The organism is Belliella filtrata, from assembly GCF_022549775.1.
GTDB classification, from domain to species: Bacteria; Bacteroidota; Bacteroidia; order Cytophagales; family Cyclobacteriaceae; genus Belliella; species Belliella filtrata.
Genome location: NZ_JAKZGP010000002.1, coordinates 21,408 through 45,088, shown reverse-complemented (window position 1 = coordinate 45,088; position 23,681 = coordinate 21,408). Strand labels below are relative to the sequence as shown.

The following is a 23,681-nucleotide window of genomic DNA, read 5'->3' as shown; positions in this document are numbered from 1 at the left end:
TTGCTAGATTTGAGTCCCCAGAGTTATACAGCAAGGAAAATATAGGTTGATTTGAACTTTTTTTGTGGTTTATTTTTCACAAACAGGTAAGTTCAGGGAGGTTCAGTTTTCGTAAGTTCTAAATTTACACTTATGAAAAGCTAGGAAGTGCTACATAGTCACTGATTTATTGCACTTAATCCTAGTCCATGTGAATCAATAACAATCCCAAAAATCAACCGAAATGATGAAAAATGTACGAACAAGGTTTGAAGCCTTGAACCGCCGTTGGATGATTTTCTCTTTGTTGCAGCTATGCTTAGCATTTAATGTTGCCTTTGCATTTCAGCAAGAGAGTAGAACAATCACAGGAACGGTAACAGACACAAAAACAGGGGAGACGCTTCCAGGCGTTAGTATTTTAATTAAAGGAACATCTAGTGGTGCAATCACCGACATAGATGGAGTGTATACTTTGGAAGTTTCAAGTGGTCAGACACTTATCTTTTCTTCGATTGGTTATGCTTCCCGAGAAGTTGAAATCTCTAATCAGACACAGCTTGACTTGCAGCTTGAGCAGGATATTTCTGCTTTGGATGAAGTTGTTGTTATTGGTTATGGAGAAGTAAGGAGAAGAGATTTGACTGGTTCAGTGACATCAGTGAAGTCTGAAGATATTGCCTTGACACCCGCGTTCAATGTGATCGAAGGTATAAAGGGTAGAGCTCCTGGTGTAGACATTGTAAGATCCTCAGGTCAAGCAGGTGCTGGATTTGATGTGAGGGTAAGGGGAAATCGATCCATTTCTGGTGGAAATTCTCCTTTAGTAATTATAGATGGATTTCAGGGTGGAAGCCTCAATACGCTGAATCCTAATGATATCGAGTCTATGGAGATATTGAAAGATGCATCTGCAACAGCTATTTATGGTAGCCAAGGAGCAAATGGTGTAATCTTAATTACCACAAAATCTGGACAAGAAGGAAGAACCACAGTATCTTATGATGCATTTTTTGGCGTAAATGGCATGACACAGTTTCCAGCTTTGCGTACAGGAGATGATTACATTCAATTGAGAAGAGAAGCATTCAGGACTGATGGACTATGGAGCTCACCAGCTGATGATGCAAGTATTTTTGCCAATGATGGCGAGTGGGATGCCGTTCAAAATAACAGGTGGGTAGATTGGACGGACTTGATCATGAGAGATGGTACACAACAAAGCCATACAGTAAGTGTAAAAGGAGGAAGTAGCAAAACACAGTCGTTCTTTTCAGGAGGATATTTTAGGGAAGAAGGCATGTTGCGTGGTGATGACATGACCAGATACAATGGACGATATAATGTCTCTCATAAAATAAACGATTGGGCAGAAGTTGGTGTACTAGGTCAATTAACCTATTTCAATAGAAATAGGAGGAACTCTCCTTTATCAAATGCTGTAACTTTATCTCCTTTTGGAAATCCTTATGATGAAGAGGGGAACATCAATTTGAATCCAATTCCTGCAAATCCTACATTTATCAGTCCTTTAGCAGATGAGAGAAATGAGTTTATTGCTAGAGATAACGAGATCAGAACCAACTTGGCATTCAATTCCTTTTTAGAGTTGAAGCCTATTGAGGGATTGAAAATCAGGACTAACTTTGGAGTCAATCTAGATAATTCCAGAAGAGGAATCTATGAAGATGCGGACTCTTTTGCCCGAAGAAACAACAGACAATCACATACAAGCAATGAGCAAAATTTCAGTCGCTTTTATAATTTGGATAATATCATAACTTATAGAAAGCGTTTCGATGATCATAGCTTTGTACTTACAGGTATTACAAATTATATCCGAAGAGATACGGATAACTTGTATGCTTTCGGGATAAACCAAGCTTTGCCTACTCAACTTTTTTATAATATTGGAGCCACAGACACAGATAGTAGGGTGATAGGTTCTGATCTTGTCAGACAGAATCAAATGTCCTATGCTGGAAGGATTGATTATCAATACAAAGATCGGTATATGGTTACTTTGACAAACCGATGGGACGGAGCTTCTCAATTGGCGCCAGGTAACAAATGGGCATCGTTTCCTTCAGTAGCTTTAGGATGGGTGATGAGTGATGAAGAGTTTATGAGGGATATCAATGTGGTAAACTTTTTCAAATTGAGAGGTAGTTATGGTGTAGCTGGAAATTCAGCGATAGCACCATATGGTACTCAGGCTTTAGTACAGGCAGGTACTAACCTTAACTTTGGAGGTATAGCTTCCACCTACTACAGGTTCTCTACCTTGGCTGGAAACCCTAATTTGGGTTGGGAATATACTGCTAGTTACAATTTTGCAGCAGATATGGAGCTATTTGAAGGAAGGGTAAATGCCACAGTTGATGTATATCAGCAAAACACCACGGACTTGCTAATGCTTAGAAACCAGCCTTTGTCAACAGGGGTATTACAGATGTATGAAAACATAGGAGCAACAAGAAACAAGGGGGTAGAAGTCATGATCAACACCAAAAATATCATGAAGCAAAACTTTGATTGGAGCTCAACATTTACTTTTACACGCAATAGAGAGCAGATAGTAGATTTGATAGACGGGGAGGATATTCTTCAGCAAGAAACAAACTCTTTGCTTTTAGGTAGACCTATAAACTCTTTCTTTTCTTTCAATAAACTTGGGATTTGGCAAGAAAATGAAGCAGATCAAGCTGCACTATATGATTTCGGAGGCACACCTTTCAGACCAGGAGATATCAAGATTGAAGATGTAAATGGAGATTTTACAATTGACCAAGACGATAGACAGTTTTTAGGGTCCAATGTGCCAAACTTTATCTTTGGCCTTCAAAATGATTTTAGATACAAAGCCTTTGATTTGAGGACATATATCTTCACAAGATGGGGACATATGATTAATTCTGGAATGCTAGGGAGGTACAATCCTGGAGGTGAAGGAAATGGACCGGCATTTATTGATTATTGGACTCCAGAGAACCCAACCAATGATTACCCAAGACCGAGAAGAGGTGCTAGTCTTAGCAATTATGCAGGATATCAATCTTTGACATTTGTAGAAGGTTCTTTTATCAAGCTGCAGACAGTATCTCTAGGTTACACCATGCCAAGAACAGTTTCTCAGAAATTCAAGGTACAGAACCTTAGATTATATGTAACTGGAAACAACCTTTGGGCTTATTCCAAAGATCATAGGTTGAGGTCTTTTGACCCTGAATCAGGTGGTCAAGAAAACTTCCCTCTGATGAGACAAGTTGTTTTCGGTATCAACGTAGATTTTTAAACCCAAAATTAGAAAGTCATGAAGAATATTATCAAAAATATAAAATCTATTTGCTTACCTGCAATACTGGCTATCGGTGTCTGTGGGTGTGATTTGGATGAGTTTAACCCTTCCGGGGTAACAGGTGAAGCAGTGTGGGAATCATCCCCAGAGAATTTTGTAACCTTGGTAAATGCAGCATACCACCAACAAAGGTATTTGTATGGTAAGGTGGATGGAGTTTTTGTAACCGAATCAGGAACAGATATTTGGTTCAATAGGGACAAAAGATTGTGGGCTGCACAGTTTTCTCAATACAATAATTTCACCTCTAATGTTGGCTTTAACAACAACGTTTGGAGAGAGTTTTGGCAAGGAGTACTTCACTGCAATGCTGGAATAAATAGAATCGATAGGGTGGAGTGGCCAAATGCAACAGAAAGAGATCAGAGACTTGGAGAGCTAAGATTCTTGCGTGCGTTTTATTATTGGCATATTGTAGAGACATGGGGAAATGTTATGCTAAGGACGGAGGAGCCTTCAGGTCCACCATCAGCTGAAAGAAGTACAATTAATGAGCTTTATGATGTCATTATAGCTGATTTGGAATTTGCGGCAGAAAGCTTGCCAGCTTCTTGGGGTGACCAGTATAGCAGAGCTTCAAAGAAATCTGCTTATGGGTTTTTAGCAAGAGCTGCATTGTCTAGGGCGTACTATGATATGAATGCCGAATACTTTCAATTAGCTCGAGATGCTGCTCAAACTGTCATTGACAGACAAGGTGAGTTTGGCGTTTCACTATGGGATAATTATGAAGATTTGTATGATCCAAATAATAATAGAAACAACAGGGAGGTTCTATATGAAGTAAGTAATTCAACCAATCCTTCTTTGAATTATGATGGCAATGCCAATCAAATGCACCAGTTTTTCCTATCTCCATATGCTGGAAAACCTGGCTTAGCGCTCAGTATGGAATACGGTAGAGATGGGGGTCGACAATTGATGCCAACATTGGCATTACTGGACATGTATGATGAAGAAATAGATGCCAGATACCATGCCTCTTTTCAGGAAGTTTGGATAGCAAATAGGGATTTTACATGGACTGAACAAGCTGTACAGCAGCATCGAAAGGATCCAAGTATTGTAGGTACGGTGATCAGAGCAGGTATAGATACAGCACTCTACAATACCAAGAAGTCTGTACCCAATAAAGCATTGCTACCCTATTTAGTGTTTGACAGAGATAGTGTATACCAGACTGAGAGCAATAATGGAATTAGAAATGGAAATGATTTTGTTGTTCTAAAAAAATTCTTTGATCCAATCACTAGAGCCAATGAAGCTGCTCAGCCAGGGTTTCTCAATGTGTTTATCATGAGACTACCAGAAATGTATTTGATAGCAGCTGAGGCCGAGCATCAGCTTGGGAACAATGGTAATGCTGCTGAATTCTTGAATGTGATAAGAACCAGAGCGGCTGTTAAAACTCCAGTAGATTATACCGCTCAAATGCAGGTGACCGCAGCAGATATTACCTTGGACTTTATATTAGATGAAAGGGCCAGAGAATTATCTGGGGAGTTTTTGAGATGGTTTGATCTTAAAAGAACTGGTACCCTAGGTTCTAGGATCGCCAGTTTGAATCCTGACATTACGGAATTTAGAGAGCATCATGTGCTAAGGCCAATTCCTCAAGTAGAATTGGATGCGCTGGTCAATGGTGATGAGTTTGGCCAAAATCCTGGATATTAATTGAGTTTTAAGATTTATCTATCAGGCTGTGGTGGAATTGCTACAGCCTGATTTTTTATTGCTAATCCTTTAATTTACATCGCATTTATCCAGCGTTACGTCTTGTATGATAAAAGTTGCCTTTATCATTTCACTATTTTGAAATTCCCGATGATTTTTTTAATCATAGCCTCTCTTGAGGATGAAATTAGATGTCTCAACATAATCTTTAATCAATTGACTTTGCCTTCAAAGCTACTTTGAAGCAGGTAGGTTCAGGTATGTTGAAACTTCTAATCTGTTAATTTTACATTTAGAAATACACCGAAATAACCTAATTGATAGCCATGCTTACTCCACTGAAGTCATTTATAATTGTAGTTTTAATTTTTACACTTATCATACCTTTTGTTGCATATGCCCAGTATCCAGACATTCCAGAGGAATTACAAGCCAAGACAGATTCTATCATGGCAATTGAAGAAGCTAGACTTGAGGCTCAATTTCAGAAGGTTTTACCAATTATTGACGCTGAGGCCAAAAGTGGAAGGCCATATGTACCTTGGGCAGCATTTCCTTTAGACTTGATAAAAGCTGATATTCCAGCATTCCCTGGAGCTGAAGGGGGTGGTATGTATACGCCTGGAGGACGAGGAGGAAAAGTTTTTGTGGTGACGAGCTTGGCAGATAATGGTCCGGGTACATTACGTGAAGCTTGTGAGGCAGGTGGTGCAAGAACTGTTGTTTTCAATGTTGCAGGTATCATCAAACTAGAAAAACCAATATCAGTGAGAGCCCCTTACTTAACTATTGCTGGACAGACAGCACCAGGTGATGGAGTTTGCATCGCAGGGGAGACCTTTTCTATAGACACGCATGATGTTATTATCAGACACATGCGATTTAGAAGAGGAGCTACAGATGTGACGCGAAGAGATGATGCCTTGGGAGGTGATACTCAAGGTAACGTGATGATTGATCACTGCTCAATTAGCTGGGGTCTTGATGAAAACCTATCCATGTATAGGAACATGTATGATGCAGGAAATGGTAAGGGAAGGCAAAAATTACCATCGTCCAATATCACGATTCAAAACAGCATATCATCGGAGGCTCTGGACGTGTACAACCACGGCTTTGGAAGTACCATAGGTGGGTATAACAGTACATTCATAAGAAATCTGTGGGCAAGCAATATCAGTAGAAATCCATCAGTAGGCATGTATGGAGATTTTACTTTTGTCAATAATGTACTTTTCAATTACTGGAATAGAACTGTGGATGGTGGTGATCATCGATCATTATTTAATATCATCAACAACTACCTCAAGCCAGGCCCAATCACTCCAGAAGAGGGGGCTATCAGGTATCGTTTCCTAAAACCTGAATCAGACAGGTCCAAAAGAGATACTTCTGTATATGGAAAAGCTTATGTGTCAGGGAATTTTGCTGAAGGACATCCAGAAGTTTCTAAAGACAACTGGGCAGGTGGAGTCCAGATTGGAAGTGGAGATATTAAAGACTACATAGATTATATTAAAGTTGATAAGCCTTTCACCATGGCGCCTTTGCAAATCATGGAAGCTCAGGAAGCCTATCAATTCGTGCTTGAAAATGCAGGTGCGACCATCCCCCGAAGAGACGCTGTAGATGAGCGAATTGTCAAACAAGTAAAAACTGGAGAAGTAGCATATGAAGAAAACTTGGAATCAAATCTCGGTAGTGAATATGTGAAAAGGAGGTTGCCACCTGACTCTTATAAGAAGGGGATCATTGTAGAAATTTCCCAAGTTGGTGGATACCCCAATTACGAAGGCGAACCTTATTTGGACACCGATGGAGATGGAATTCCTGATGCTTGGGAAATTATGTTTGGCCTTGATCCTAATGATCCTGCAGATGCTAACAAGGATTTGAATGGTGATGGATACACAAACCTTGAAAAGTATATCAATGGCATAGACCCTCTGAAAGTTGTAGATTGGAAAGATCTTAAAAACAACAGAGACACCTTGACTGATTGGTACAAAAAGCATGGAAGCTTGATTCCAATGAGGTAGTTAATAAATCAATCCATGCTTGGTCTTTCTCTTCATAGATCAACCTTGGTTTTGAGATTTAAAGTGATTTTATTGGCTATAAGCTATGGTTTTAAGAGACATATTAGTTTTACGAAAAAACTTGGTATATGAAAAATTTAATGAATTCAGCTATTCTTTTATTTGCAATATTCTTCATAAGTGCAAACGATGTAAATGCTCAGGGCGTTGATCCTGAATTTGTGAAAGTCACCTTGGAAAGAGCGGACAAGATCGTTCAAAACTTAGCTATTTCCGATGAGCAGCAGGCAGAGAGGGTCAAGCAAACCATAGCCAAACAATACAGAGACTTAAGTAGCCTTCATGATAAGCAAGCAGGAAGGCGTAATGCTGAGAAAAATGCATTGAAAGTGCATCCTGAGAAATGGGAAAAGAAAAGTAAAAGCTTGGCCAAGAAAGCTGATAAGGAACATGTAAAGCTCAAAAAGTCCTTTTTGGCAAAATTGAAAAAAGACCTAAATGAAGAGCAGATTATAGAGGTGAAAAATGGACTTACTTATCATGTTGCTCCGAACACTTATCAGGTGTATTTAGAAATGCTTCCAGATTTGAATGCTGAACAAAAGGATTTTGTGAAAAAGAATTTGGAGGAAGCCAGAGAGCATGCTTTCATGGCTGGTAGCTCAAAGGATAAGCATGGCTGGTTTGGGAAATATAAGGGAAGAATAAATAATTATCTAGCTAGTGAAGGCTACAACCTAAAAGAGGCATCAGAGGTCATGGAAGCAAAAATGCGAGAGAAAAGCCAATAAGCCAACTTCACCCCTTGATTTGTGTCCTCACAGGACAAAAGTCCATACAAAAATCATAAATCAAATTATCCACATCCAGAAAGATTTTGATTAAAGCTAATTTTCCAGTATTCTCAGTGAATGGCTCTATTTCCTCTAAGCTTCATAAATGCACACCAGTTTTTACATTCCTCTTATGAATAAATTGAAATTCATATTTACAGTTACTGTTTGGATGCTGAGTACAGCAATGTTTGCTCAAGGCCAAGTGCCAAAGATTTCCTTGGTGGATGGGAAATTGAAAAGTGAGGCTGATGATATGGGTAATGAAATTCCTGATTATTCATTTGCAGGATATCAGTTAAGTGAAGTTGAGGTTCCATTAGTAAAATCAATTTATGTGATCTCTCCCATAGAAGGAGATGCCACTGGCTTGATACAAGAAGCCTTAGATCAAGTTTCAAAGTTGCCATTGGGTAAAGATGGTTTCCGTGGGGCAGTAGTTTTGGAAGAGGGAGATTTTTGGATTGATGGTACAGTATTTTTGAGAAATGATGGAGTTGTGTTGAGAGGTAGTGGATCAGGGACACGGTTGATAGGGTCAGGGACTCATAGGGATGATATGATCAAAGTGCTTGGAGATAGTGATATTACTTTGGAAGAGAAGATGGAGTTAAAGGCAGTTTTTCATCCAGTAAATAGTAAGTATTTGCTTTTGAATAACACAACAAGCCTTAGTGTAGGTCAAGCTATAATGATCACTCGTCCAGCTACTCAGGAGTGGATTGATATTATGGGTACGGCTGATTTTGGAGGAGAAACGGGATGGATCGGCTGGAAGCCAGGAGATCATAACCAAGTATGGGACAGGAAAATTCTTCAGGTTAATGGTGATACTGTATTTATGGATGCCCCTATCACCATGGCTTTGGATCCCAAGTACACAAATGCTTACCTTGAGAAATATACTTGGGAAGGTAGGATTTCCAATGTTGGGATTGAAAATTTACAGTTGATATCTACTTTCGATTCACTGAACCTGAAAGATGAAGCTCATCGCTGGACAGGAATTTCTTTTGAAAATGTTCAAGATGCCTGGGTCAGACAAGTGACATTTCATCATTTCGCAGGTTCTTCAGTATTGATTCACCCCTCTGGAAGAAAGATCACAGTAGAAGATTGTATTTCCCTAGATCCGGTATCTGAAATTGCTGGACACAGGCGTCGGACTTTTTTTGTAGAAGGACAGCAGAACCTTATTCAAAGGTGTTATGCTGAATATGGAATTCATGATTTTTCGGTAGGCTTGAACGCCACAGGACCAAATGTTTTTCTTGCATGTGAGTCCTATCTTCCTTATGGTCATAGTGGTGGAGTTGATGGTTGGTCCACTGGGACTTTGTTTGACAATGTAAAAATAGATGGTCATGTCCTTGGTTTTAGAAACTTGGGTCAAGGGCAGAGAGGCGCTGGCTGGACTGGTGGTAACAGCATGCTTTGGCAATGTTCTGCATCAATGATAGCTTGTTTTTCTCCTCCAACAGCTCAAAATTGGGCTTATGGTACTTGGGGGCAATTCCAAGGTGATGGATTTTGGGAAAACACCAACAACCATATCAATCCTAAGAGCTTGTTTTATGCTCAGTTGGAAGAAAGGTTGGGTGATTTACCATTTCAGCCTGATTTGCTGCCCATGGATTCAGAGGCATCTACAAGTCCTAGCTACGAGCAAGCAGCACAGCTAACTGCGGCTGCCTCAAATGAACTATTGTCGCTCAAGGAATGGATACAAAAAGCTACTGAAAGAACCCCCCTTAAGACTGGTAAAGGAAAGTTATTTAATACAAGTCCTAAGAAAGTTAAAGAGCAAGGTCGCTCAAAAGTAACTATTCAAATCAAAGATGGTCGATTGATCACTGAATCAGGATTGTTGATCGGCAAAAGACAGGAAGTGTCTTGGTGGAGAGGGAGTTTGCGTGACAGGGATGTGAAAAGTGCAAAACCACATGTTACCCGATTTGTCCCTGGCAAGATAGGTTTAGGCTTGACCGATGATTTGGAAAAGATGTCTTTGTCATTGCAAAACGATGGAGTAGTTGTATTGGATCATAATTATGGACTATGGTATGATAGGAGACGAGATGATCATGAAAGGGTTCGCAGGATGGATGGAGAAGTTTGGACACCATTTTATGAGCAGCCATTTGCCAGAAGTGGCGAAGGTCTTGCCTGGGATGGGTTGAGTAAATATGATTTGACAAAATACAATCCATGGTATTGGCAAAGACTCAAAGATTTTGCTGACCTAGGAGAAAATCTAGGCTTAATCTTGTTTCATCAGCAATATTTTCAGCACAATATCTTGGAAGCTGGAGCACATTGGTCAGACTCTCCTTGGCGACCTGCCAATAACATCAATGATACAGGCTTTCCAGAGCCTCCTGCCTATGCAGGAGACAAAAGGATATTTTTTGCTGAACAATTCTACGACTCTGATCATTCACAGCGAAGAAAACTACATCAAGCGTACATAAGAAAAGGATTAGAAAATTTTGCAAGCAATACAAATGTGATTCATTTTACCAGTGCAGAATATACTGGGCCATTATCATTCATGGAGTTTTGGGTGGACGAGGTTATTCAATGGGAAGATGAAACCCATACTGATGTATTGTTGGGTTTGAGTGCTACCAAAGATGTTCAAGATGCTATTTTGCAAGATGCACATAGAAGTAAATACATTGATGTTATCGATATCAGGTATTGGCACTATACCCAAAATGGAAGTGTCTATGCACCTAAAGGAGGTCAAAATCTTGCACCAAGACAGCATGCCAGAACCCTAAAGTCTGGCAAAGAAACGGCAAATGAAGTATATAGAGCGATCAGTGAATATAGGCAAAAGTACCCTGAAAAGGTGGTGGTATACAATACGCCAAAAGCTTCAGAATTTGGATGGGCTGTATTGTTTTCAGGTGGATCATTGCCTGACTTGCCACAATTGAAGGATACTGATTTAGTCCAAAGTTTAAAAAGTTTGCAGCCTGTGTATAGTGATGATGTACAGGATTTGAACTGGAGAATGGAAGAACCAAACAGGCAGTTTTTAATCTATGTACAGGATCAAGTTGAATTGGACTTATCAGCAAAAAAGACCTCTTATGTTGTCCATTGGATAGATCCAAAATCAGGAGCTATGGTATCGAAATCCACCCAAAAACTCAGCGGTAGGACAATACTCCATAAGCCGAAAGAGGGAGCATTAGTACTATGGGTTAAGAAAGCATAAAGGCGTAAGCGTTGAGATGAACGGTTAAGTACTTCACTCCTCAAGTAATTTTCCCAGTCCAGAATTACGATTATAACAATGAAACCATAAAAATATGATAAGAAACTCAAAATTAGGCAATATTTTCCTCCTCTTTGGAGTCGTAGTAACAGTGCTTTCCTGCAATCCAAAGGAAGCTGAAGAGCAGAATGAAGTAGTGGAAAAAGGTGTTCTTGCACTTAAAATTTCCGAAAACCAGAGGTATTTTCAAACAGATAATGGAGAGCCATTTTTTTGGTTAGGTGATACCGGTTGGTTGCTTTTTAGTAAATTGGATAGAGAAGCTTCAGAAAAGTATTTAGAGAATAGGAAACAAAAAGGCTTCAATGTGATCCAAGTCATGGTTCTGCATACTACAGAAGCTATCAATGCTTATGGTGATACAGCATTAGTGAATGGGAATGTGGCAACTCCAAAACTTATAGAGGGTATTGACCAAGAGAAGGGAGAATATGATTATTGGGACCATGTTGATTATGTAATAGATCTTGCAGGTCAGAAGGGCTTATACATGGCACTTGTACCGATATGGGGTTCTCCTGTACGTGCAGGTCAGGTAACTGGTAGAGATGCAGATGCTTACAGCAAGTTCCTCGCTGAAAGATATAAAGATTCCAAGCATATCATTTGGTTGAATGGAGGGGATGTACCTGGAAGTGATTCTACAGCGGTATGGCAAAAGATAGGCCATAACCTACGTGAGTTGAATCCAGATCATTTGATCACTTTTCACCCAAGAGGAAGAACACAATCTTCTGATTGGTTTCATCATGAAAATTGGATGGATTTCAATATGTTCCAGTCTGGTCACAGAAGGTATGATCAAGATACAGCTGGCAAGGCGTTTGGAGAGGACAATTGGAAATACGTAGAAGTGGACTATGCCCTGAAACCAACAAAACCAACGCTTGATGGAGAGCCTTCCTATGAAGGGATTCCACAAGGATTACACGATCCAAAGGAGCCTCTATGGGATGATGCAGCTGTGCGAAGATATGGTTATTGGTCAGTATTTGCTGGAGCCGCAGGTTATACTTATGGGCACAGCGCCGTGATGCAGATGCATAGGTCTATGGATGAATCGAGCGCTTATGGTAATAATATTCTATGGGAAGAAGCCATGGATGCCCCGGGTGCAAAGCAAATGGTTCACCTTAAAAACTTGATGCTTGATTTTCCATATTTTGAAAGAATTCCAGATCAATCTTTGGTTCTCAATCAAGGAGAAAAATATGATTACCTTATCGCTACAAGAGGTAATGATTATGCGTTGATCTATACCTATACAGGAAGAGAAATAGAAGTTCAGCTAGGGACATTTGGAGGAGAAACAATACATGCTAGCTGGTTCAATCCAAGAACAGGAGAATACACAGAAAAAGAAAAGGTTGAGAATAAAGGTACCCATAAGTTTAAGCCAAGCGGGGAAGTGCAGGATGGCAACGACTGGGTGTTGGTGTTAAATTGAATCTTAACGGCACAAGGTTTAACTTTATCAATCCTTAAATCTTATAAATTTCACCTAAACTCAGCATAATGCTTACCAGAATTTTATTTGTTTTCATGTTCTGTATTGCTTCTCACATCTCCTATGCAATGGATCTAGAAGGCTGGATAGATGTGACTAGACATGGGGTAAGTCAAAAGGGCGAAATAAGTACAAAGCAAATTCAAAAAATCATTGATGATACCAGTGCACAAGGAGGAGGAACAATTTATTTCCCTGCGGGGGAATACCTGACAGGTGCGATTCACCTGAAAAGTAATATTAACCTCCATTTGGATGCTGGAGCTTTGTTGAAGTTTTCGACTGATCTGGAAGAATACCTTCCTTTTGTCAAAATGCGCTGGGAAGGTACAGTGATGCAAAACTTTTCTCCGTTGATCTATGCATATCAAGCTGAAAATATTTCAATTACTGGAAGGGGAAAAATCGACGGTCAGGGTAAAGCTTGGTGGGAGGAAATGTATAGGATCCGGTATCCGAAAGAGGAGTTGCCACTCAACAAATACCAGATATTGTGGGACGAATTGAATCCTGACTTAAAAACTGAGCCATATTATCAAGGTACTATAGGAATGAAATTTTTCCGACCACCTTTGATCCAAGTGTTTGAGTGCAAGAACATAAAAATAGAGGGGCTTACTATTGTGAATTCGCCATTTTGGACAGTAAACCCGGCCTTTTCTGAAGATATTAAAATCTCAGGTTTGACGATAATCAATCCTCCTTCACCCAATACTGATGGGATAAATCCAACATCCTGCAAGAATGTCCATATCTCAGATTGTCATATCTCTGTGGGAGATGATTGCATTACCATCAAATCAGGCAGAGATATAGACGGAAGAAAATATGCCACAGCAACTGAAAATGTTACGATTACCAACTGCACCATGCTATCTGGGCACGGTGGTGTGGTGATAGGAAGTGAAGTCTCTGGGGATATCAGGAAAGTGACTATTTCAAACTGCATCTTTGATGGGACAGACAGAGGAATCAGAATCAAATCAGCCAGGGGAAGGGGTGGAATTGTGGAAGAAATCAGGGTAAGTAATATTGTAATGAATAATATTCAAAAAGAAGCCATCGTACTAGACCTTTTTTATGATAAAGAAAGTAAGAAGGAGCCTATTTCTGAGCGTACTCCGATATTCAGAAACATCCATATTGCCAATGTTACTGGCACAGATGTCAACGTAGCTGGAAGCGTTCATGGAATTTCAGAAATGCCAATAGATAACATCAGCTTTTCTAATATCAATATGGAAGCAAAGAATGGCTTTTCTGTTCACACCGCTAAAAATGTGGAGTTCCATGATGTGCAGATTTCTACCACTACTGGCTCTTCATTTATTTTCGAAGATGTAGAAAACCTGATAGTGGACAATGTGAAGACTAGAGATCCACTTCAAAATACAGCTGTGGTGAAATTGAAAAATGTATCCAATGCACTTTTGCATAATAACTTCCAAATGATAGCTTCTGATTTGTTTTTCCAAATAGAAGGAGAGCGTAGTTCTAAGATATTTATGAAAAACAATACTTTGACCAATGTTAGAAAACCCATTGAAGAAGCAAAGGATCTCAAAAGAAAAACAGTCAGACAATAATTTATGAATAGGCCGATGAGAATTGGCTCATTTTCTACCCATATAGTAAGTAACCATTGTATTGCAACAACCAATAATGAATAAACCCACTAATCATAAAGCGCTATTGATACTAATCAGCTTTCTACTGATCCTCCAATCATGTAGTCAAAAAGCAGAAGAGCATAATTCTAGCGAGGAAAAGGCTCAAGAAGAAGAGATATACCTATTCACTACTTTTAAAGAGCCAAAAAATGAAGGGTTATACCTCGCCTTTAGTTTTGATGGCTATCATTGGGAAGACTTGGGAGGTGTGTTTTTGCCAGCAGAAGTAGGTCAAAGTAAAATCATGCGAGATCCATCAGTGACCAAAGGGCCTGATGGCACCTATCACATGGTATGGACGACAGACTGGAAAGGCGGAAATGGTTTTGGATATGCCAGAACCAAAGATTTTATCAATTGGTCTCCACAACAATTTATTCCTGCCATGGAGTTTGAGCCTTCAGTAGTTAATGTTTGGGCACCTGAGATTTACTACGACGATGAAGATGATCAATTTATAGTTATCTGGGCTTCCACAATTCCTCATAGATTTGAAAGGGGAGAAGAAGAAGAGGATAACAACCACAGGATGTATTATTTAACGACTAAGGATTTCAAAGAATTTAGCGAGACTAAACTTTTCATAGACCCAGGCTTTAGTATAATTGATGCAGTGATTGTCAAAAGAGCTCCTCAAGATTATGTGCTTGTGCTAAAAGACAACACCAGGCCCATGCGCAACCTGAAAGTGGCCTTTGGGAAAAGTCCAATAGGGCCTTATGAGAATATTTCTGAACCTTATACGAGTTTCTTGACTGAAGGACCTACGGTGGTCAATAAGGATGGCGAATGGATTATCTATTATGATAGTTATGGAGACAAGTCTTATTCCGCAGTAGTAACAAGTGACTTCAGAGAATTTGTAAATATCGGCGAGAAGCTTTCTTTTCCCGAAGGGCATAAACATGGTACAATCACTACCATATCTAAGGAAATTTTAGAAAACCTGAAAGAAATCTCAAAAAACAAATCCAATGCAAATGATACTGAATAGGAAACTGGCGATAACTTTTGCATTGACTTTAAGCTTGTTTGTCATGGGTGCTTTGACACTCTGTGCGCAAGATACTGTACGTTATACTGGTGAGACGATTTCAAATATTGATTACCACCATGGCAATTTGAGACCTGCAATAGGAGTACATGCGACTCAAGTAATGAGAGCGAATAGGGCATATCCTGAACTCAGCGATGGTTTTGGATGGACTTACAATCATGCTTCGATGATGGCCTACTGGAATGATACTTTTTATGTAAGCTATATCAGTGACTCTGTGGGAGAGCATATTCCGCCCAATCATACTTTATTGCTTCATTCGAAAGATGGGGAAAAATGGTCAAAACCTGAGGTTTTGTTTCCCATTTACAAAGTCCCAGACGGAATTTCTAAACCAGGGGTAGAAGGGGTCACCAAAGATGCTGACGCCATTATGCACCAACGTGTTGGTTTTTATGTATCCAAAAAGGGGAAGCTTTTGGCTATGGGATATTACGGGATTGCCATTGACGAAAAAGACCATCCCAATGATGGACTTGGCATAGGCAGGGTCGTCCGTGAGATAAAAAAGGATGGCAGTTTTGGTCCTATTTATTTTATCCGGTTTAATGCTTCATGGGATCAAAAGCTTTCAGCGTTTCCTTTCTATAAAACCAGCAAAGACAAAGCCTTTGTCAGCGCTTGTGATGAGATTTTAGCTGATCCATTGATGATGATGCAGTGGGTAGAAGAGGCGGATAGGGATGATCCATTGGTTCCATTGAAAAAGCAATATAAGGCATTTAGTTATTACCATTTGGACAATGGGAATGTTGTAGGACTTTGGAAACATGCCCTGACTTCCATCAGTAAGGATGGTGGTTTGAATTGGGAGTACACACCAACCAGAGCTCCTGGTTTTATCAATGGGAATGCTAAAATTTGGGGACAGAAAACCTCCGATGGAAGATTTGCCACAATCTATAATCCTTCTGAGTACCGATGGCCTATGGCTATATCTACCAGTGAGGATGGACTGAATTATACTGATCTACTCCTAGTTCATGGGGAGATTTCCCCCATGCGCTATGGTGGGAATTACAAATCTTATGGACCGCAGTACGTCCGAGGGATTCTTGAAGGAAACGGAGCGCCCAAAGACCAGAAGATGTGGGTGACTTACAGCATGAACAAAGAAGATATATGGGTGACTTCCATACCAGTTCCTATTACGCATACAATGGATGTTCATCCAAATGAAATTTTTGACAAAATGGATAGTGGTAGGGAGTTGAAGTATTGGAATACATACAATTTAGTCTGGGCTTCTACCAAGATAGAAGAAGATCAAGGCGAAAAATCACTTACGCTTAGGGATAAGGATCCTTTTGACTATGCCAGGGCAGAAAGGGTTTTCCCCCAGTCCAAAAAGCTCTTGGTTGAAATGGAAATCAAACCAGCGCAAAATGGCCATGGCTTATTGCAGATTGAATTGCAAGATGAAAGAGGGTTGCCAGCTATCAGGTTGATATTTGATGAAGATGGAAACCTCAAGAGTAAGTCAGGAGCGCGGTTCCGCAACATTCAGTCTTACGAATCGGGGATCGCATACAAAGTTGAATTGGATATAGATGTAGCCACCAGGTCATATCATATAAAGGTAAATGGAGTTGATAAGGGCATGAGACTTTTTCATGCTCCTGTCAAGACTCTGGAAAGGGTGATGTTTAGAACTGGAGAGCAAAAGCATTTCCCAACACCAGACACACCAGCAGATCAGGAGTATGATTTGGAAAATGCTGGAGAAATGGTCGAAGAGGCTGTTTTTAGAATAAAATCACTGAAAACAAGTGAAGTAAAATAGACTTCGTGAAGAAACTAAATAGACACATATTGTTCAAAGGATTTTTCTATAGCATTTGCTACTTGATGATCAGTATTTTCTTAGGAAGTTGTAGCACTCCTTCTTTGGAAATTAGCAAAAAGACCACGAATTGGCTGGAGAACCCTGTAGGTATATCGGTAGATGAACCAATCAGGCTTGGCTGGCAAATCGCTTCCCAGAGTAATGGGATTACCCAAGTGGCTTATCAAGTGGTGGTCTCAAGTTCAGAAAAGCTTGCTTCTGAAGGTAAAGGAGATATTTGGGATTCTGGAATTGTAAAATCATCTCAAAGTCAATTGATTTCTCTAGATAAAAGTATTAACAAGTATGAGCAAGGCCTGTATTGGAATGTAAAGGTGTGGGATCAAGAGGAGCAAGAGACAAATTGGGGAAAACCAGCATATTTTGAATTTGAGCCACAGTCTTTAGACGGTAAATGGATTGGTGCAATTACAGAGCAAGATGCTGGATTACCGATAGGAAATAGAAATTTTCATCAACCGCTGATGGGCAAAGAAGAAAATAAGGCTCTTTGGGCAGAAGTGGATGATTTGGCAAAAAGAAGCATTCTTTTGAGAAAGTCTATTGAATTAGAGAAGAGAATAGAAAAAGCCACAGTTCATATCAGTGGTTTAGGACATTATGAATTTCGTATCAATGGTGAGAAAATTGGAAACAGTGAATTTGCTCCGCTTTGGTCAGATTATGATAAAACAGTCTATTTCAACACCTTTGAAGTAACTGGTAATTTGGTTACTGGTGAAAATGTATTTGGGGTGACGCTTGGAAATGGAATGTATAATGTTTCTGGAGATAGGTATGCAAAGTTCTTGGTGAGTTTCGGGCCTCCCACTTTGATGTTCAAGATGAAGCTGACTTATGAAGACGGAACTACAGAAGAGTTGAAATCTGATGAAAGTTGGAAATACCATACCAGCCCAATAGTCTTCAATTGTGTTTTTGGAGGAGAAGATTATGATGCGAATTTAGCGCAAAATGGATGGGATAGTCCAGGTTTTGAAGATACCTCTTGGCAACCTGTCGTGATCCAAAATGGGCCAAGTGGTAAATTGAGACCGCAATTGGCATCGGCTGTCAAGATTCAAAAGCAATTTGATATACATTCGATAGAGGAGCCTATAGATGGGGTGTATGTCTTTGATATGGGACAAAATATTTCTGGCTTCCCCAGTATCAAAGTAAAAGGTGAAAAAGGTCAAAAAGTAAGATTGTATGTTGGAGAGCACTTGAATACTGATGGTACAGTCGGGCAAAAAAGATCAGGTGGGCCACATTACTATGAGTACACCTTGAGTGGTAATGGAGAAGAAACTTGGCAGCCAAAGTTTAGCTATTATGGATTTCAATATATCCAAGTAGCAGATGCTAATATTCCAGGGAAAACAACTAAAAAAAATTCACCCACCTTGATTGACGTTAAAGCAAACTTTATCTACAATGATGTTGAGGAAATTGGAGGTTTTGAGAGTTCTAATGATATTTTCAACAAGACACATCTGCTGATCAACAATGCTGTCAAAAGCAATATGCAGGCCGTATTCACTGATTGCCCGCATAGAGAGAAATTGGGCTGGTTGGAAGAGACACACTTGAATGGTCCAGGATTGTTTTTCAATTATAACTTGTCAGGATTGGCCCCTAAAATCATGCAAGACATGGTGGATGCCCAACATGCAAGTGGATTGGTGCCAAACATCGCACCAGAATATGTGGAGTTTGGAGGGGATTTTACCGACTCACCAGAATGGGGTGTCGCAGTTATCATCCTCCCGTGGATGTACTATGAATTTTATGGGGATGATCAGCTGTTAAGAAAGCATTTCGAATCCATGAAGCAATATGTAGATTACCTGACTTCTAAGTCATCGGATCAGATTTTATCACACGGTTTGGGAGATTGGTATGATTACGGAGACCATGCCGCTGGATATGCTAAAAATAGCCCCATTGCATTGTCAGCCACTGCGCATTATTATTTCGGTGTGCAAACATTGGCAAAGACAGCTGCATTACTTGGATATCAAGATGATTTTGAAAAGTATTCAATCCTTCAGGAAATGATTAAAGAGGCTTTCAATAAAGCGTTTTTTGATGAAGCTTCTAAACAATACAAATCGGAAAGCCAATATGCGAATGCCATTCCAGTTTTTTTAGGATTAGTTGATGAAGTGTATAAAAAGGATGTTTTGGAGAATTTGCTTTCAGCAATTGCAGAAAGAGGTGGAAAATTATCCACTGGGGATGTGGGCAACAGGTACCTTTACCAAACTTTGGCTAGAAATGGGTTGAATGATGTTATGTATGATATGCACAACCATTACGAAACACCAGGTTATGGTTTTCAGATTCAATTTGGGTTGACAACCTTAACAGAGCAATGGGACCCTCGGAAAGGAAACTCTTGGAACCACTTTATGATGGGGCAGATCGAAGAGTGGTTTTTCCAAAGCTTGGCTGGAATTACAGTAGATGAGTGTAATCCTGGCTTCAAGCATTTTTATATTAAGCCACAATTGGTTGGAGACCTCAATCAAGTTTCAGCGCAAACAGCATCTCCTTACGGAGTCATAAGCTCTTCATGGGAGAAATCAGCGAATCATACAGATTTCAGTTTTGAAATTCCAGCAAATTGTAATAGTACCATTGTACTGCCATTATCAAATGTCCATCTAAGCATCAATGGAGAGAACTTAAGGGACTCGCAGTGGATAGCTGAATACGAGGAGGAAGATGGAAATATATCTTTCAAGCTGAATTCAGGAAGCTATAACATTACCAGTGAACCCAAATAACCAATAGGAAAAGCTTGCAAAATGAAAAGTATTGAAAAAAAATATAAAGGAGTAGTAGTACCGATGATTACGCCACTGACCGAGCAGGGGAATATCGATTTGGAAGCTGTAGCTCGAATTATGGAGGGATTTTCCAAGTGTAACATTTCTCCCCTAGTCTTAGGCACTACAGGTGAATCATCATCTTTCAACATGGCTCAAAGCAAAGAAATGCTAGCCGTTACTATTGCCTCCAAACAAAAGAATCAGAAAGTTTATGCCGGTGTAGTTAATAATTGCTTCGACGAGCAAGTAGCTTATGCAAAGACCTTTCTAGACCAAGGAGCTGATGCAATAGTAGCCACACTTCCTGGATATTATGTATTGACAGCATCCCAAATGAAAGCTCATTTTATCAATTTGGCGGATGCTATCAAAGGAGATTTAATAATCTATAACATCAAAGCTACCACACAAATGTCCATTCCCATTTCAGTGATAGAGGTATTGAGTAGACATGAACATATCCTCGGATTGAAGGATTCTGAAAGAGATGAAGAGCGCTTGAAAAACTGTATTTCCTTATTTCAAGAAAGAGAAGATTTCTCTTATTTCTGTGGCTGGGGAGCCAAATCTGTTGACAGCTTGTCTTTGGGTGCTGATGGAATTGTACCCAGTACAGGTAATCTGGTTCCTACATTTTACAGTGATATGATGGATGAAGTAGCTCAAGGCAACTGGGAGAAAGCGATGGAATGGCAGAAAATTACTGATCAAGTTGCGCAAGTGTATCAAGGAGGTAAGACACTAGGCCAATCATTGGCAGCATTGAAGCTATTGATGGCTGAGAGAGGATCATGTCAGCCTTTTATGAAACCACCATTGACCATGCTTGACGATGAAATGCGCCAAGGAGTATTTAAGCATTGGGAAAACCTTGAACTGAAATTCTAAATGGAGCAAACAGGTTTGCAAATATTGGATTATGCGATAATTCTCCTTTCGATTTTGGGGACCATCTACATGGGTGTGTACTTTTCCAAAAGACAGAAAAGTAGTGAGAATTATTTTGCGGGGAGTGGAAGAATTCCCTCTTGGGCAATCGGCATGTCCATTTTTGCTACTTTAATCAGTAGTGTGACTTTTTTAGCTTACCCCAGCGCTGCTTACAAATCCAATTGGATTTTACTGGTTCAGGGCTTGATGGTTCCCATTGTGCTGGTATTGATGATATGGGTGATTGTTCCTTTGTTTAGAAAAGTGATTGGATTAAGTACTTATGAATATTTTGAAAAAAGATTTGGTGTCTTTCCAAGGTTGTATAGCTCTTTAGCTTTTGTATTTATGCATTTCTCAAAGATGGGAACAGTTTTATACTTAGTAAGTCTAGCTTTGAGTAGTATGTTGCAGGTTGATATTTTTATTGTGATTGTTACTTTGGGGGTCTCGATTATCGTATTGACCTACTTGGGAGGTATAGAAGCAGTGATTTGGATGGATGTTATCCAAGGATTTCTCTTGATTGGAGGAGGCTTATTTTGCCTGTTCTTACTCTTAAATCATGGAGTTATAGGGCCAAAAGAAACATTAGCAAATGCAATTTCAATGGAAAAGATAGGTTTTGGTCCATATGATATGGATCTAGGTCAATTGACTTTTATTGTAATGGCATTGAATGGGGTGTTTTATGCTATTCAAAAATATGCCACAGACCAGACCATCGTACAGCGATATTTGACAGCACAGAGTGACAAAGAGGCAAAAAAAGCAGCCTACATGGGTGTATTTCTTAGTGTTCCAGTATGGACAGTATTTATGTTGATTGGATCGCTATTGTTTGTTTTTTATCAACTGCCAAACAACATACTGCCAGAAGGCATGAATGTGGATCAGGTGTTTCCATATTTTATAATGACCGAGTTACCTGTAGGTGTGACTGGATTGGTGATTTCAGCCATTGCTGCCGCCGCTATATCTAGTTTGGATTCGGATATGAACTGTCTTGCAGCAGTGGGAGTAGAGGATTTTTACACAAGATTCAACCCAAAAAGTACTACCCGACAAAGACTCTTTGTAGGAAGGTTATTGGTATTGGTAGCAGGTTTTGCATCTGTATTTGTAGCTGTGCTCTATGTGTTTTGGGAAGGTGAAGGTGTTTTGGGAGCAGTCTTTGAACTTTATGCCATTTTCTCCGCAGGAATAGTCGGAATCTTTTTATTGGCGTTGTTCAGTAGAAGTGCAAATAATAAAGGAGTGACCGTCGGGATTATCGTTTGTATCCTATTTACTGCATATGCATTTCTTACTTCTACACCATTGAGTTTTGGAGGTGAAAAGAGGCTACTGTTAGATTTTGGATCTTTCAACTTTCCTCATCATAAATACATGCTAGGTGTATATAGCCATTTGATAGTACTAATAGTAGGGTATATCGCAAGTCGCTTTTTCAAAAGAGAAGAGGTTCCCGATAGCTTGACAATACATGGTTATTTTAAAAGTAGAAACAAGAAACTTAAGGAATCTTTATGAAATCAATAACATTATATCAACCCAAGAAGCTTGTTTTCGGAGAAGATGCTTTTCAAAATTTTATTGAAGATATCAGTTCTAGCAGTTACCAGAGAGTTTGGATTTTGAGTGTTTCTGCACTTCAGGAGAAGTTACAGGCTGTTGTGAGAGCGCTAGCAGACAAGAATAGAATTATTGCACATGAAGTTTATAAGTCTGGGGAGCCAAATACGGAGCATTATAATTATTACCTCGAAAAAGTCAGGGAGTTTAACCCAGACCTTATTGTAGGGATAGGAGGCGGGAGTGTTCTAGATTTAGCAAAAATTCTTGCAGCAATGAAATCCAATACCCAGACTTTGGAAGAGGTGATCGGTAGGGATTTGTTGCAAGAAAGAAATACCGCTTTGATCTGTTTGCCAACCACTTCAGGTACGGGAAGTGAAGTATCACCAAATTCGATCTTATTGGATGAAAATACTTTGGAGAAAAAAGGGATCATTAGTCCATTTTTGATGCCTGATGCTAGTTACATTGACCCAATATTGACATTGAGTCTGCCAAGGAACCTTACAGCGGAGACAAGTATAGATGCTTTGTCTCACTGTATGGAAGCTTTTACTAACAAGCATAGTCATCCTATGATTGACAGCTTTGCACTAAAGGGCATAGCCTTGATCAGCAAGAATGTGCTGAAAACCCTAGAAGACCCAAATAATGTGTCCGCAAGGTCAGCTGTAGCACTTGGAAGCATGTATGGAGGAATGTGCCTTGGACCAGTCAATACAGCCGCTGTGCATGCACTTTCCTATCCTCTGGGAGGGAAATTTCATGTGCCACATGGCTTAGCAAATGCCATCTTACTTCCAGAGGTACTTGCATTCAATCTTGAAGCTGATATTCCAAAACATGCCGAAATGGCACTAGCGCTAGGAGTGAAACCAGGTACCCCAGCTTATCAAGCTGCCCAACTGGGCGTGGAGAAAGTAAAAGACTTGGTAAAAGCCTGTGGAATCAATCAAAGACTTCAAGATTTAGGCGTGAAAGAAGAAGATATAAATATGTTGGCAACATTGGGTATGAAAGTGAAGAGGTTGTTGGACAATAATCCTCGCGAAATGACGCATAGTGATGCCGAAGAGATATATAAGAAATTACTTTAAAGAGAATAGTA

General features: G+C 39.7%; 13 protein-coding genes. All 13 read left to right on the top strand.

The annotated features are described in order from the left end of the window. Nucleotides 1-223: 223 nt before the first annotated feature. The 13 genes from MM239_RS01660 to MM239_RS01600 all read left to right on the top strand — a co-directional run bounded on the left by MM239_RS01660 (nt 224) and on the right by MM239_RS01600 (nt 23,670). Nucleotides 224-3,274 carry a SusC/RagA family TonB-linked outer membrane protein gene (locus MM239_RS01660; protein ID WP_241346048.1) on the top strand — a complete coding sequence of 1,017 codons (3,051 nt, stop codon included), beginning with the start codon at nt 224-226 and terminating at the stop codon, nt 3,272-3,274. 18 nt (nt 3,275-3,292) lie between these two features. Further along, nucleotides 3,293-5,011, top strand: a complete 1,719-nt coding sequence (locus MM239_RS01655; protein ID WP_241346046.1) for a RagB/SusD family nutrient uptake outer membrane protein — start codon at nt 3,293-3,295, stop codon at nt 5,009-5,011. A gap of 326 nt (nt 5,012-5,337) precedes the next feature. Next, nucleotides 5,338-7,050, top strand: a complete 1,713-nt coding sequence (locus tag MM239_RS01650; RefSeq protein WP_241346044.1) for a polysaccharide lyase — start codon at nt 5,338-5,340, stop codon at nt 7,048-7,050. Between the two features lie 128 nt (nt 7,051-7,178). Next, the gene (locus MM239_RS01645; RefSeq protein WP_241346042.1) at nt 7,179-7,841 is read left to right on the top strand and encodes a DUF3826 domain-containing protein; all 663 of its coding nucleotides are present in this window, start codon (nt 7,179-7,181) and stop codon (nt 7,839-7,841) included. 175 nt (nt 7,842-8,016) lie between these two features. Beyond that, nucleotides 8,017-11,109, top strand: coding sequence for a DUF6298 domain-containing protein (locus MM239_RS01640; protein ID WP_241346041.1), 3,093 nt, complete (start codon nt 8,017-8,019; stop codon nt 11,107-11,109). A 94-nt stretch (nt 11,110-11,203) separates the two neighbouring features. Next, nucleotides 11,204-12,616, top strand: coding sequence for a glycoside hydrolase family 140 protein (locus MM239_RS01635; RefSeq protein ID WP_241346039.1), 1,413 nt, complete (start codon nt 11,204-11,206; stop codon nt 12,614-12,616). A 68-nt stretch (nt 12,617-12,684) separates the two neighbouring features. Beyond that, complete coding sequence (locus MM239_RS01630; RefSeq protein WP_241346037.1) at nt 12,685-14,262, top strand: glycoside hydrolase family 28 protein; 1,578 nt, start codon at nt 12,685-12,687, stop codon at nt 14,260-14,262. Nucleotides 14,263-14,338: 76 nt separating this feature from the next. After that, a complete protein-coding gene (locus MM239_RS01625) occupies nt 14,339-15,340 on the top strand; it encodes a glycoside hydrolase family 43 protein (protein ID WP_241346036.1) in 1,002 nt (333 codons plus the stop codon). Further along, on the top strand, nt 15,327-17,186 hold the full coding sequence (locus MM239_RS01620) for an exo-alpha-sialidase (protein ID WP_241346035.1): 1,860 nt from the start codon (nt 15,327-15,329) through the stop codon (nt 17,184-17,186). The genes MM239_RS01625 and MM239_RS01620 overlap by 14 nt, the downstream gene beginning before the upstream one ends. Nucleotides 17,187-17,191: 5 nt before the next feature. Continuing rightward, the gene (locus tag MM239_RS01615) at nt 17,192-20,020 is read left to right on the top strand and encodes an alpha-L-rhamnosidase (RefSeq protein ID WP_241346034.1); all 2,829 of its coding nucleotides are present in this window, start codon (nt 17,192-17,194) and stop codon (nt 20,018-20,020) included. 21 nt (nt 20,021-20,041) lie between these two features. After that, nucleotides 20,042-20,953, top strand: a complete 912-nt coding sequence (locus MM239_RS01610; protein WP_241346033.1) for a dihydrodipicolinate synthase family protein — start codon at nt 20,042-20,044, stop codon at nt 20,951-20,953. Further along, nucleotides 20,954-22,528 (top strand): sodium:solute symporter, encoded by a 1,575-nt coding sequence (locus MM239_RS01605; protein WP_241346032.1) that lies wholly within the window; start codon nt 20,954-20,956, stop codon nt 22,526-22,528. It abuts the gene before it with no gap. Further along, the gene (locus tag MM239_RS01600) at nt 22,525-23,670 is read left to right on the top strand and encodes an iron-containing alcohol dehydrogenase (RefSeq protein WP_241346031.1); all 1,146 of its coding nucleotides are present in this window, start codon (nt 22,525-22,527) and stop codon (nt 23,668-23,670) included. The genes MM239_RS01605 and MM239_RS01600 overlap by 4 nt, the downstream gene beginning before the upstream one ends. The last annotated feature ends 11 nt before the right edge of the window (nt 23,671-23,681 follow it).